Source organism: Pseudomonas sp. 22085, assembly GCF_052045815.1.
Taxonomy (GTDB): Bacteria; Pseudomonadota; Gammaproteobacteria; order Pseudomonadales; family Pseudomonadaceae; genus Aquipseudomonas; species Aquipseudomonas glycinae.
In genome coordinates, this window is sequence record NZ_JBQEQA010000003.1 from 322093 (window position 1) to 334975 (window position 12883).

13 protein-coding genes are annotated in these 12883 nt (G+C 62.3%); 4 read left to right on the plus strand and 9 right to left on the minus strand.

Going from position 1 to position 12883, the window contains the following annotated elements; all coding sequences use genetic code 11:
• Window positions 1-59: 59 nt before the first annotated feature.
• Both ACTJK7_RS05300 and ACTJK7_RS05305 read left to right on the plus strand, forming a co-directional pair.
• Window positions 60-530, plus strand: coding sequence for an A24 family peptidase (locus tag ACTJK7_RS05300; RefSeq protein ID WP_064379248.1), 471 nt, complete (start codon window positions 60-62; stop codon window positions 528-530).
• Between the two features lie 124 nt (window positions 531-654).
• The gene (locus ACTJK7_RS05305; protein ID WP_064384041.1) at window positions 655-1431 is read left to right on the plus strand and encodes a response regulator transcription factor; all 777 of its coding nucleotides are present in this window, start codon (window positions 655-657) and stop codon (window positions 1429-1431) included.
• A gap of 659 nt (window positions 1432-2090) precedes the next feature.
• Here ACTJK7_RS05305 and ACTJK7_RS05310 read toward each other — a convergent pair.
• From ACTJK7_RS05310 to cpaB, 8 genes are read right to left on the minus strand one after another with little or no spacing between them, the layout of a single operon-like run.
• On the minus strand, window positions 2091-2363 hold the full coding sequence (locus ACTJK7_RS05310; protein ID WP_085655565.1) for a DUF3613 domain-containing protein: 273 nt from the start codon (window positions 2361-2363) through the stop codon (window positions 2091-2093).
• A gap of 11 nt (window positions 2364-2374) precedes the next feature.
• Window positions 2375-3064 carry a tetratricopeptide repeat protein gene (locus ACTJK7_RS05315; protein WP_011332285.1) on the minus strand — a complete coding sequence of 230 codons (690 nt, stop codon included), beginning with the start codon at window positions 3062-3064 and terminating at the stop codon, window positions 2375-2377.
• 10 nt (window positions 3065-3074) lie between these two features.
• Window positions 3075-3965, minus strand: a complete 891-nt coding sequence (locus ACTJK7_RS05320; RefSeq protein ID WP_085655563.1) for a type II secretion system F family protein — start codon at window positions 3963-3965, stop codon at window positions 3075-3077.
• Complete coding sequence (locus ACTJK7_RS05325; protein ID WP_108559438.1) at window positions 3962-4843, minus strand: type II secretion system F family protein; 882 nt, start codon at window positions 4841-4843, stop codon at window positions 3962-3964. The genes ACTJK7_RS05320 and ACTJK7_RS05325 overlap by 4 nt, the downstream gene beginning before the upstream one ends.
• A 10-nt stretch (window positions 4844-4853) precedes the next feature.
• Complete coding sequence (locus ACTJK7_RS05330; protein ID WP_323151803.1) at window positions 4854-6125, minus strand: CpaF family protein; 1272 nt, start codon at window positions 6123-6125, stop codon at window positions 4854-4856.
• Window positions 6122-7312: a pilus assembly protein gene (locus ACTJK7_RS05335; protein ID WP_323151802.1), complete on the minus strand. Its 1191-nt coding sequence runs from the start codon at window positions 7310-7312 to the stop codon at window positions 6122-6124. Before ACTJK7_RS05335 ends, ACTJK7_RS05330 begins: the two co-directional genes overlap by 4 nt.
• Window positions 7309-8577 carry a type II and III secretion system protein family protein gene (locus tag ACTJK7_RS05340; protein ID WP_085655560.1) on the minus strand — a complete coding sequence of 423 codons (1269 nt, stop codon included), beginning with the start codon at window positions 8575-8577 and terminating at the stop codon, window positions 7309-7311. Before ACTJK7_RS05340 ends, ACTJK7_RS05335 begins: the two co-directional genes overlap by 4 nt.
• Before the next feature lie 21 nt (window positions 8578-8598).
• Entirely contained in the window at window positions 8599-9537 is a 939-nt protein-coding gene (cpaB, locus tag ACTJK7_RS05345; protein ID WP_440780904.1) for a Flp pilus assembly protein CpaB, read from the minus strand.
• Window positions 9538-9874: 337 nt separating this feature from the next.
• On the opposite strand from cpaB, the gene ACTJK7_RS05350 reads away from it, so the two are divergent.
• Both ACTJK7_RS05350 and ACTJK7_RS05355 read left to right on the plus strand, forming a co-directional pair.
• Window positions 9875-10075, plus strand: a complete 201-nt coding sequence (locus ACTJK7_RS05350; RefSeq protein ID WP_085655558.1) for a Flp family type IVb pilin — start codon at window positions 9875-9877, stop codon at window positions 10073-10075.
• Between the two features lie 85 nt (window positions 10076-10160).
• Window positions 10161-10568 (plus strand): response regulator, encoded by a 408-nt coding sequence (locus ACTJK7_RS05355; RefSeq protein WP_011332293.1) that lies wholly within the window; start codon window positions 10161-10163, stop codon window positions 10566-10568.
• A gap of 523 nt (window positions 10569-11091) precedes the next feature.
• Here the strand turns inward: ACTJK7_RS05355 and ACTJK7_RS05360 are convergent.
• Window positions 11092-12759: a ShlB/FhaC/HecB family hemolysin secretion/activation protein gene (locus ACTJK7_RS05360; RefSeq protein WP_085655557.1), complete on the minus strand. Its 1668-nt coding sequence runs from the start codon at window positions 12757-12759 to the stop codon at window positions 11092-11094.
• Window positions 12760-12883 lie beyond the last annotated feature (124 nt).

Consider the following 12883-nt stretch of genomic DNA (forward strand, 5'->3'; position numbering starts at 1 on the left):
ACAGTCACTACGTAGTATCAGCATAGAATCATTCAGCCAAAACGGACGATTTTTACCGGATGCACAGCTTTGTCCTACTGATCTGGCTGACACTCTGCGCCGCGCAGGATGCCCGCGAACGCCACATCGGCAACGGCCTGACCCTCGGTGTCGGCGCGCTGGCGCTGGTCTGGCTGCTGGTCAGCGGCACCACCTGGATCGGGGCCGAGGCGGCGCAGGGCGGCTGGGCGGTATTGCTGGCGCTGGCGCTCACGCTGCCGGGTTACCTGCTGGGGCGTATGGGCGGCGGCGATGTGAAACTAATGACAGCCCTGGCTCTCGCGACAGACGGTCAGCACCTGCTGGGCGCGTTCATCGGCGCCGCTTTTTGCAGTGTGATGTGGATGCTGCTGGTGCCAAAAGTCTGGCTGCATGTCAGTCAAGGGGTTAGAGAACGTCTTAGATATTTCAGTCCTGAAGTGTCAAAAAAGCTGCCATTTGCGCCGTTTGTGCTGGTTGGAACAATCCTGACTTTTTATTGGATCCATTAGTCGCCACCCGCCACTACTGCTATGTACATAGTCGGAAAGTGCGTCTACTTTCAAATAAGCAGTTATACAGCCACAGGCTGGCAGTACAGGAAAGGCCAGCTTTGGCCCGGGCATGGAGTGGCACGTGAACAAGCTTACGTCGGCGGTAAAAGTCCTTGTGGTCGATGATCAGGCGCTGATCGTTGAAGAGCTCTGTGAGTTTCTCGAGAGCAGCGGTTATCGCTGCGTGCCCTGTGAGTCCAGCAGCGAGGCGGTCACGCGTTTCAGTGAAGACCCGGCCATCGGCCTGGTGTTGTGCGACCTGCACATGCCGGACATGGACGGCATCGAGCTGGTGCAGGCGCTGCAGCGGGTGTCCGGCAAGAACCGGGCGTTCGAAGCGATCATGCTTACCGGCCGCGCCGACAAGCAGGATGTGATCAAGGCGTTGCGCGCGGGGATTGCCGATTACTACCAGAAACCGGTGGATCTGGATGAGTTGCTGGAGGGGTTGCGGCGTCAGGAAACGGTGCTGCAGGAGCGGCAGAAGACCCTGCAACTGGGGCACCTGAATCAGAAGCTGCAGGATCTTTCTTCGTCGATCGATGATTTGTATCAGGATCTGGACAAGGTTCGGCGCGGGCCTGCGCCGGCTGCCCAGACCTTGGCAGAGGGTGACAGTGCAGAGATGCCGGCGATTTTCGAGCAGTTGTCGCCGCGCCAGCTCGATGTGGCCCGGCTGGTGGGCAAGGGGCAGACCAATTATCAGATTGCCTGTGAGTTGGGGATTACCGAGAACACGGTGAAATTGTATGTGTCGCAGGTTTTGCGGTTGACGCATATGCATAATCGGACGCAGCTGGCGTTGGCTCTGGCGCCGGGGAGTTCTTCTGCTGTTCGGCGGGGGGTTACGGCGCATTGACCTTGGCGGCCTTTGGGCCGGCCAGGTTCTTGGGGTTTTGGGTGTATATCCGTTGCTGCGGTAACGGCTTCTTATGGTTTCGCCCTTACGGCGAGTCACTTTTGCAGACGCCGGAATGCCGGCCCAGCCAAAAGTAACCAAAACGCTGGGCCCCTGCGTTCGGCACCTCGCTTTGGCTCGGTGTTCCTTCGTTCCGGGATTCATCCGGGGGCATCGCCTACGGTTTGCTTCGCTGCACCTCCTCTCGATGCATGCGGCTGCGCCGCACGGTCGCTGCGCTCCCACCCCCGGATAAATCCCTCCACTCAGCCTGCCGATGGGGCCGGCACGTCAAGAGCGGTACTCGAGCTAACGCTCATCGTGTTGAGTGGTGGGAAGCGAACAGCGAACAGCAGACTGCTTTTTCTTGATCGTTCCCACGCTCTGCGTGGGAATGCAGCCCGGGACGCTCCGCGTCCCGATTCGAGCTGCCAGCAACAGTCGCTGGCAGCTCGGTTCAGTCAGAGCGGCTTGGCTGTGGGTTGGATGACGCTGTACTTCGACGTTATCCAGTACTCGGTTCACCGTCAGTTCGGTGGGCATGTTGTCGGAAACATCCCCCAAAATCACGCCATCTGTAGGACGACAAACACGTTTGGAAATGTGTGCTTGCGCCGCGTTTATCCTCCCGACCCACTGTCCACAGTCCCACCCTGCTTCTGATCAAAGAATTCCGGAATCTCGTGTGTGTAGCTCTTCAGCCAGCGTTGCATAGTCAGTTCGCGTTCGGTGGGGGTGCTGGTCTGGGGTTTGGTGGAGGCGGCTTTGTTGCGGCTTTGCAGGAGCAGCCAGCCTTCGGTTTCCTGTTGTTGCGCCGAGGCGGGGCCGGGGTCGATGGCGTGGGTGGTCAGGGGCAGGGCGAGGAGGGTGAGGCAGAGCGCGGTGGCTTTCATGGCGGGGCTCCTTACTTGAGCATCGCGGTGGCGGCTGCGGTGACGGGGCTTGGGGTCTTGAGTTTCTGGGCGCGGGTCTGGGCCTCGTTGAATTGCTCAGGGCTCAGGTTCAGGCGGCTGACCAGTTCGGCGGCGCGGGTCCAGTCGTCCTGGTAGAGCAGCAGTGTTACCAGGTTCAGGGCGGCCAGCGAATCGCTTTGCTTGAGTTCCATGGCGGTGAGGAATTCGAAGCGGGCGTCTTCGATGCGCAGTTGGTTGAGGTACACCACGCCCAGGTCGTTGCGGATTTTTTCGTCGGTGGGGGCCAGGCGGGCGGCGCGTTGCAGGTGAGCCTGGGCCTGGCCGTAGTCGGCGCGGGCGGCGGCGAGCTGGCCGAGGCCGTGTTCGGCTTCGGCGGCCAGGCAGCTGCCGAGCAGGCCGCGATACAACGGCTCGGCTTCGCTGCGCCCCAGCAGGCGATAGACCTTGGCCTTGCGCAGGCGGACGTCGGCGAGGTTGTCCGGCAGGCTTTGCAGGTTCGCCAGGCTGGCGTGCAGTTTGCCGTCCTTGGCCATGTCGTCGGCCAGGGTCATCGACAGTTGTTGTTCCTGGCTCAACGGGCCGCAACCGGCGTTCGGGTTCAGGGCGCTCCACGGCGTCTGGCCGTTGCTGGCGCAGCCGCCGAGCATCAGCAGGGTCAAGCTTGCAATCATTGCTTTCATGGCGATTCCTTTATGAGCCCAGCGCCCGCGCCAGGGCACTGAAGCCCGGGCCTGCGAGGACGATCAACAGCGCCGGGAAGAGAAACATCATCATCACGACGGACATTTTGGCGGACATTTTCGAGATGTATTCCTGCAGCCTGGTCAGGCGTCGGTCATCGAGCAGTTGCTTGAGCGCCAGCAGCGATTTCATCGCGCCCCCACCCTGTTGCAGCAGTTGCTGAAGGATCACGCAGGTGTCGGTGAATTCGTCCACCGCCAGCAGGCGCGTGGCCTTGTTCAGTTCCTCGCCCAGCTCCAGGCCCGAGTCGACACGGGCCAGCACCAGACGCAATTCCTGGGTCAGCACCGGCAGCAACGTCTGGCCTTCATGGCTGAGCACGCGCAACGCCTGCTCGACGGCCATGCCGGCTTCGAACAGGATGCGCAGCAAAGGAATGAAGGTGGAGATTTCCGTGGCCAATTGTTTTTGCCGGCGGGCGGCGGCCATCGCCAGCAGGCGTTTGGGCAACAGGTAGCCGATGCCGAGGGCGAACAGCGGGGCGATCCATTGACGCTCGATGTGAGGAAACAGCACCCCTTGCAGCAAGACCGCCACGGTCAGCAACAGCAGCGGCGAGCCGATCTGGCAGGCGGCGAACAGTGATCGCTGGCGGGCGCTGCGCCAGCCGAGGCGGTTGAGCAGGGTCTGGGTTTCGTTGTCGAGTTTGACCGCGCGCTGGCCGAGGGTACTGCTGCCGAGCACCTGCAGCAGGTTACCGAAACGATTGTCCCGCAGCAGCGCACCTTCCAGCCGCCGCGTGACCTGCCGCGCGCGACGACGGCGGTCGAGCAGGCCGCTGATCAGCAACAGTGCAGCGCCCAGCATCAACAGGGCGCTGATCATCAGAGGCATGGTCATAGGCTGCGCAACATCCGCCAGAGCAACAGGCTGCCGATCACCTGCAGGCCGAAGGCGCTGGCGAGCATCATCTGGCCGGAATGGTCGTTCCACATGGCGATCAGGTATTTGGGATTGGACAGCAGGAAGTACCCGGCCAGCCCCACCGGCAGCAGGCCGAGCACCCAAGCGGTGATGCGGGTTTCGCCGGTCATGGCGCGCAACTGGCGGGACGCCTGGTCACGTTCGCGGATCATCCGGATCAAGTTTTCCAGCAGTTCGCTGGCGTTGCCGCCGTAGCGGTGATTGACCTTGAGGCCGACGGCGAACAGGCGCAATTCGTCCTTTTCATAGAGCTCGGCCACATCGCCCACGGCCTCCGGCAGGCTCACCCCCAATTGCACGTTGCGCTGTACCCGGCCCATGGCGTTCTTCAGCGGGTCTTCGCTGGCGTCGATTGCGCCCAGTATCGCGTCGGCCAGGGTGCGTCCGGATTTCAGGCTGCGCACCGTGTGGTCGAGCAGTTGCGGCAGTTGTTCGATCATCCGTCGCAACCGTCGCTGATAGCGCCAAATGACGTAAACGCGCAGCGCCAGCGGTGGCAGCATCAGCAGCAACAAAAAGCCGATCCAGCCGCCGATGACCAGGCCGATCACGCTGCCGAAGGCCCACAGCAGCAACCACAATTCGAGACGATCCGGGTGACCGAGACCCGCCCGCAAAAAGGCGCGCTCCAGTCCCGCCCAGCGCGGTTTCTCCGCCAGCAGTCGCGGTTGTCCCTGATTCAAGCGGTCCAGTACCCGTTCGGTGCCGCTCTGGCGCCAGCCGTTGTAGAACAGGCGCAGCGACAGACCGAGCAACGCCATACAGATCAGGATCAGCAACAGCGGTTTGAGCATGTCGTGGTCCTCACGGTGACAGCGCCGGTTCGCGGCGCAACTTGTCACCGGCCGGGTTGACTGCTTCACGCAGAAAACCGAAACCGGTGCGGCGGTCGAGACGGAACAGGGTGTTGGTGACGTAGACGTCGTCGCGTACCCCGACCACTTCCACCACTTCGCTGACGCAGCGGCGGCCGTCGGGCATGCGCGTCAGTTGAATGATCACGTCGAGTGCCGCGCAAATCATCTGGCGCAGGGTGCGTTCGGCAATGGTGCGTCCGGTCAGGCCCACCAGGGTTTCCAGGCGCAGCAGCGCGTCCTGGGCGTTGTTGGCGTGGACCGTGCTCATCGAGCCGTCGTGGCCGGTGTTCATCGCCGTCAGCACGTCGACCACTTCGACCCCGCGAATCTCGCCGAGGATGATCCGGTCGGGGCGCATCCGCAGGGCGTTGCGGATCAGGTCGCTGGCCTTCACTTCGCCGTGGCCCTCGGCATTCGGCGGGCGGGTTTCCAGGCGCACCACATGCGGATGGCCGAGTTGCAATTCGGCGACATCTTCGATGGTCACCAGCCGCTCGTGCGGGTTGATCAGCTGGCTGAGAATGTTCAGCAAGGTGGTCTTGCCGGTGCCGGTGCCGCCGCTGATGAGAATGTTGCAGCGCTTGCCGACGGCTTCGGCGATGAAGTCGAAGATCGCCTGATCGATGGTCTGCATCGCCATCAGGTCAGTGCTTTTAAGCATGTCCTTGCGAAATTTGCGGATCGACAGGCACGGGCCGTCGAGGGCAATCGGCGGGATGATCGCGTTGACCCGGCTGCCGTCGGGCAGGCGCGCATCGACCATCGGCGACGACTCGTCGAGGCGCCGGCCGAGCGGGGCGAGGATGCGCTGCATCACCCGTTCGACGTGGTGCGCATCGATGAAGCGCAGGTCGCTCAGGTGCAGCACGCCATCGCGTTCGATGAACACCCGGTGTGGGCCGTTGACCAGAATCTCGGTCACGGCGCTGTCGCGCAGCAGCACTTCCAGCGGGCCGAAACCGGTCAGTTCGTCGACGATTTCTTCGGCCAGACGCTCCATTTCGTAACGGGAAATCGCCAGATGCAGACGAGCGATATATTCGCCGACCTTGTCGATGACGAACTGCGATAACACTTGCCGCGAGCCTTCCAGCAGGTTTTTTCCCGACTCTTCGATGGCGTCGATGATGTAGCGGTGCAGCACCAGTTTCAGGCCGTCGTGGTCGGTGTTGCCGGTGGTGTTGCGCTGTGGTCCGCCGAACAATTGCTCGCTGCTCATGAGCTGCCTCGCAAGCGATCAAACCAGGTGACTTTGGGTTTGGCCAGGCCTTCGGAACGCTTGGCCAGCCGTTCGCCGAGGGTGCGCAGGCTCTGGCTGATGGCTTCGCGCGGGGCCAGTTCGAACAGGGTCACGCCCTGGTTCTTGGCATTCAGGCGCACTTCCGGGCTGTAGGCCAGCACTGCGATGACTTCCAGGCCGAAGGTCCTGCCGAGGGTGTCGGAGTCCGGCGCGACATTGCGCAGGTAGCGATCCACCAGCAGCCGGCCGTGGTCGAGCTTCATGCCTTTTTCGCGCCACAGATTGAGCACCGCGAGATTGCGTCGGCAGTCGAGGACGTTCTGGTCGGTGTACCACAGCAGCTTGTCGCAATGGCTGACGAAGGTGCGCAGCGCTTCGCTGTCGGGCTGGCCGGTGAGGTTTACCACGATGTGCTGGAAGTGCTGGCGCAGGGCGCTGAGCAACATGTACAGCTCGGCGGCGCTGGTGCGCTCCAGCGGTTCGTCGCCGGGGGCGTAGGCGAGAATGCGCAACCCGGCCTCGGCACTGGTGAAGGCACTGTCGATCAGGGTTGCGTCGAGGCGGCGCAGGTGACGTAACGCATCGCCGAAATGAAACGAGCTCTCCAGCCCCAGCAGGGCGAGGCTGTCGCCGCGCGGCAGGCCAAGGTCAAGCAGCAAGGTCTGCTGGCCGCTCTTCTGCACCACCAGCGCCATGTGATTGGCCAGCAGCGCACCGTCGGCGTTGTTCTGGATGCTGTACAGAACCGTCAATCCGCCGAGCTGGGTGTTCGGCGTGACCGCCGGCAGGCGTTTGCTCAGCCGTCGCACCAGGCCGGCGACTTCGCTGGAACGCGAGCCGTAGGCCACGAAATCCCGGGCACCGGCGCGCATCGCGTTGAGCACCAATTGATTGTCCATGCCGTCGCCGAGGGCGACGATCGCCAGCATCGGCTTGGCTTCGAGCACGCCTTCGATCAACGCACTCTGGGCCACCAGATGTTCACGGTCGAGGCCGACGAACACCAGGCTGGCGAAGGTCACGTCGACCAGCGCCAGCAGTTCGTCGAGGCTGCCGCCACCGGCACTGACCACCTGGCCCAGGGGCGCCAGCGCGCCTTGCAGCCACTCAAGATCAGTGGTGTTGCGAGTGATGGCGAGAAAGGTCTGGCTCAGGCTCTGGCTCATTGCGATAACCCGCTGCGTTTATCGAAGTTGCCGTTTTCCAGGAAGTACAGGCGATACCAGTTCGGGTCGTAGTTGCGCAGTTTCTCGCCGGGCAACGACGGCAATGGCGCGTTGACGGCCAGCGGCTGCACCAGGTGCGGGGTGACGATCATCAGCAGTTCGCGTTCTTCGCGGTTGATCGACGAGTTGCGGAAAAACGCGCCAAGCACCGGGATGTCGCCCAGCCCCGGAAACTTGTTCACCTCCGAGGCGTTGCGGGTGCTGATCAGGCCGCTGATGACGAAGCTTTCGCCATCGGCCAGGGAGATGCTGGTGTCGGTGCGGCGGATGGTGAACGCCGGCACGGTTGTTCCGCCGATGGTGACACCGTTGTTGTAATCCAGCTCGCTGACTTCCGGGGCGACCTTGAGGGCGATCCGGTCGTTGCTGACCACGGTCGGGGTCAGGGTCAGGCGGATGCCGAATTCCTTGTACTCGATGGAGTAGCTGTTGCTGTTGGCGCTGGGCACCGGGATCGGTACCTCGCCACCGGCGAGGAAACTCGCACTTTGTCCGCTCAGTGCAACCAGGCTTGGCCGCGCGAGGGTGTAGGCGAAACCGCTGCCTTCCAGCGCGTTGACGATGCCGAGGAACTTGCTGCTGCCACCGCCCCAGACGATGTTGAACATGTCGTTGGCCAGCGGGATGCTCGGCGCGGCAATACGGGGATCGATGTTGAGCAGCGGAACCACGCCCGGCGTGACCCCGGTGTTCGGCACGGTGCCCGGCGCGCCGAACAGAAAGTTGTTGGAGCCCTTGCCGTAGATCGACGTACCCGCTTCCTTGAGTTTGGTGCGGCTGACTTCGACGAAGCGGATGTCGGTCTGCACTTGCGAGGGCAGGTTCGGTTCGCTGCTGGACGGCAGCGCCGCCGCAGTCATCGCCGCACTGGCCTTGCCCTGCACGAACACCATGCTTTGACGCGGTGTGCTGGCGCAGGCGGTCCAGATCATCAACGTGGTGGCGCCGGGGCCGACGCCGGTGAGCAACACACCCTGATCGCCGGTCACGCGCACATCGGCGATCTTCGGATCGCCCACTGCCACCCGAGTGATCGCCACCGGCGATTGCACGGCCTGTTGCAGGCCTTCGCCGATTTCCAGCACGGCCGGCAGCGGCGCAAGCGCAGCGCAGTTGCCGGTAGCGGCGGCCGCGCTGCCGATCGAAGCCACGCTCAGCAAGGAAAACTGCAGCCAGTGGAACAGGGGCGTAAAGCGTTTGCGCATGGAGGTGCATCCTTGCTCGATTCAGTGCGTGGGTTCGGCGGATTCGGTGCCGCGTATCACTTCCACGGCCGGTTTTCCTGGAGCAGTCTGACTGGCGACCGCCATGGGTTTGGGGGGCGGCGTCAACGACAGTTGGCTGAACTCGATCAACGCGCGCCGAGGGCTATCGAGGCTGGCGGCGACGTTGTTGTCGCCGGCCCAGTAGCGGGCCAGTTGCTGCTCGTCGGCGCTGCGCACGGCCAGCCGCAATACGCCGGCGCTGGAGGCCAGCATCAGGCGGTTGAGCAACGGCTCAGGCACCGCGAGCACCACGCTGCGGGCGGCGGCGCGCAATTGTTCCTGTTTGAGTCTTTCTTCTTCGCTGTGGGCGGGGCTGGCGGGTTGGCCGCTGTTGGTCAGGCCCATCTGATTGCCCACGCCGAGCACCCGCACGGCAGGCACTACCAGTTGGGCGCTCGGCTGCGGGTTGTTCTCATCCTTGCGCAAGAACAGCAGCACATCGACGTAGTCTCCCGGCGCCAGTTGCCCGCCGGCATTGATCACTTCATCGACCGCCACTGCGAGTGCGCGTTCGCCGGGGCGAATCATCCGCGCCAGCGGGCTGCCGGCCTCGAAGCTTTCCTGGGTCAGCCAGGTGCCAGCCGACAGGGCGCGCCAGGGTGTGCGGCCGATCACCTGATCGACGCTGGACAGGCTTCCGGCGGGGGCGGTGCGCAGTTTTTCCACGGCGACATCGGCGGCGGTGATGGTCACGAACGGTGCAATATCTCGCACCAGCACCACCACCGGCTGGCGAGTCGGATCTTCCACCGGTGCCGGGGTGGCGACGGGGGTATCAGGGGCGGCAACCACGGGTTCGGCGGCCGGGGCCTGGCGACTCAAAGTGAGCCCCCAGTAACCGGCGATGATGGCACCCAGCAGCAAAATGCCGGCCAGACCCAGAGTGACGCGACTGTTCATGACGGCTCTCCCTTTCCCGCTGCGCTCTGTCTCTTGCAACAACCCGTGACGTCCAACGAGATAACTTCGCAATCAGGCAGCTATGAACGAGTAACTATTTCGCTATTTGACGGTAGCGCAGCCCGAACAAAATGCCATTACGCGGGCCGAAATATCCGCCGAAAGCAGGGGACTAAAGCGCCAAACATGGTTTTTTCCCGTTGTTTTAGTAGTTAGTACTTTGGTGTTAATCCGTTCTTACAGTTGTAGGTCCGGACTTTGCCGACAATGCTGATGCTGGCACGGGGAAATCATGTTGCGAACGCATAACACCCGGTGCCTTCAAGGAGAATCAGTCATGTCCTTCGCAAAAAAAACCGTGCAGACAATCAAGTCCCAGATCACTTTTTACAAAGGCCTGGTCAAGGACACCGAAGGAGCTTCGGGTATCGAATACGCGATCATCGCCGGGATGGTGGCGGTGGCGCTGGCGGCATTCGTGACACCGATCTCGAACGCCATTACCACGATGTTCAACACCATTCAGGCCGCACTCTGATCGGGTAGGCAGCCATGGCCGGCAACTTGCGAATGCGCCCAAGGGGTTCTAACGTCAGCGCTTAGTCCATCGCAGGAATCGCCCTATGTCTTTCTCCCATACGCCCCGCCAACAGTTGCTTCTGGTCGATGACGAGGAGGACGCACTGCTGGAACTGGCGGAGTTGCTGGAGGGGGAGGGCTTTGTCTGTCATACCGCGACCTCGGTGAAACTGGCCCTGCATCATTTGACCCGGCATCCCGATATCGCGCTGGTGATTACCGATCTGCGCATGCCGGAGGAAAGCGGCATGTCGCTGATAAAGCGATTGCGCGAACACACCTCGCGCCAGCATTTACCGGTGATTGTGACTTCCGGGCATGCGGACATGGAGGATGTGAGCGACATGTTGCGGTTGCAGGTGCTGGATCTGTTTCGCAAGCCGATTTATCACGTTCGGTTGCTTGAGACGCTGGATAATCTGTTTCCCAAGCCTCGGGTGAATGTTTCTTGAGGGTTTGACTTGGCGGCCTTTGGGCCGACCATGTTGTTGGGGTTTTGGGTGAATATCCGTTTCTGCGGGTGCGCCTGCTGGCGGTTTCGCCCTTACGGCGACTCACTTTTTTGACAAACGCCCGGAGTGCCGGCCCAGTCAAAAAGTAAGCAAAAAAACGCTTGCTCCTGCGTTCGGCCCGCTCGCTGGGGCTCGGGGTTCCTTCGTTCCGGGTTTCATCCGGGGGCATCGCCTACGGTTTGCTTCGCTGCACCTCCTCTCGATGTGTTTGGCTTCGCCAAACGGTCGCTGCGCTCCCACCCCCGGATGAATCCCTCCACTCAGCCTTCCGACGTCGCCCGTAGATCAAAAGCGGTACTCGAGCTAACGCTCATTGTGTTGAGTGGTGAGGAGCGAGGAGCGAGGAGCGAGGAGCGATGAGCGAAAGCGGACTGCTTTTGTTTGATCGTTCCCACGCTCTGCGTGGGAATGCAGCCTGGGACGCTCTGCGTTCCGATCTGGGATTCGCCGGCGATCAAGCGGCTTACAACTGGTAGCTGAAACTGATGCTGTAACGCGGCCGGCGGTTGAAGGTGTCCAGCGCTTCATCGGACATCGCCTTGGCGGCTTCCAGGGCAATGTTGTAGTACTTCGCATCGCCGAATCTCAGGCCGACCGCCGCCGATGACAGGTTGTTGGCCTGCACCGGCAATTCATTGAACCAGCTGCGTGAGCGGTCGAGCACGAAGTACGGTTGCAGGATGCGCACCCAGTTGCCGTCGCGGTTGAAGCTGTAGTTGATTTCGTAAGCCACGCCCCAGCCCTTGTCGCCGGACGCCTGGTCGTCGGGATAGCCGCGGCCGAAGTTCTGGCCGCCGAATACGGCGCGCTCGCTGTCGGGCAGGGTGTCGTCACTCCAATACAACGCGGCTGACAGTACGCCTTGCCAGTTATCAAGGAACTTGTCGCTTTGCACTCCCGACAGACGCACCCGGAAAAAATCGAGGTCGATGGCATTGTTGTTGGTGCGCGCGCCCAGGCTGTCCAAGCCCTGATACACGCCGCCGCTGAGAATGCGCAGTTGCCGGGGATCGGCCTTGCGCCAGTCGCTTTCGAAGGCGAGAGCGCGGATGTCGGTGCGTTCTTCGACGCTCAACGGGTAGCCGATCACGTTGTAGCGGGTCTTGTCGTTGACCGCGTACAGGCGCGATCCGGCGGTCAGCAATTCATCCGAAGCGGCAATCAGCGGCAGGCTGAAGCCGAGCGAGTAACGGTCGTTTTCGCGATGCGGCTTGAGTTCCAGGCCGTTGTTCAGCAGCACGTTGGTGCCGGGATCTGCGCGATAGCGTGAGGCCGACAGGCTCAGTTGCGCACCCTCGTCGTTGATGAACTGGTTGTAGTCCAGCCGATAGTAATGCTCGTGATCATCCCCCGGTGGAAACAGGCCGCTGAACGTCAATTGTTCGCCCATCGAGGTTTGTGAATTGCTGCTGACCCCGAGCAGGGCCTGAGTGCCGTTACGGTTGTCTTCGGTGGTGCTCAGGGTGCTGGTGAACGGTTTGCGGCTGGCCTGGGCGATCAGCGTGGTTGCGCCATCGGTGGTGCCAGGCGGTGGCACCTGGGCCTGGATCGTCACGCCGGGAATGCGGGTCATCAGTGTGGTATAGCGCTCGAACGTCTTGCGTGTGAGAGGGCGCTCGGCCTGGAGCTTGGCGGCCAGTCGGTCGAGCAGGGCTTTGACCCGTCCCACGTCGCCCGCGATCTGCACGTCGCGGACATAGCCTTCCACCAGTACGACGCGCGCCACGCCGTCATCGAAGGTCTGCTGTGGCAGGAAGGCGTATGACAGCAGATAGCCGTCCTGTTGATAACGTCGAGTGATCGTGCGGGTGGCCTCGATCAGGTCGGCGAGGCTGCTCTCGCGGCCGATCAGGGGTTTGTAGATTTCTGCCAGTTCGTTCAGCGGGTAAAGCGTGCCGCCTTCGATCTGCACAGTGTTGAGTTTGATCTTGGTGCTCATCATCAACGGCTCGGCGGCGGCCCCTGGCTCCGGCACTTGCAGCGGCGCGGCATTCGGCCGGTAGGCGTCGGCGGGCAAATTGGGCACCGGCAGATTGCGTATGGTTTCGTTGCTGTTGAGAAAGCTGGGCAGGGTATCGGCGAGGGCTGTGGAACTGAGACTGACAAACAGCAGGGATGCCATAACGCGCATAGGACACTCCATGTTCAACCCCCGGCACCGGGCGGGTTTTCTCCCAAGAAAAAAGCGGAAGACTCGTGGGAATCTTCCGCCCTCAACCAAGCGTAGGCGCTGTAGGTTCGGCCGTCGAATCGGC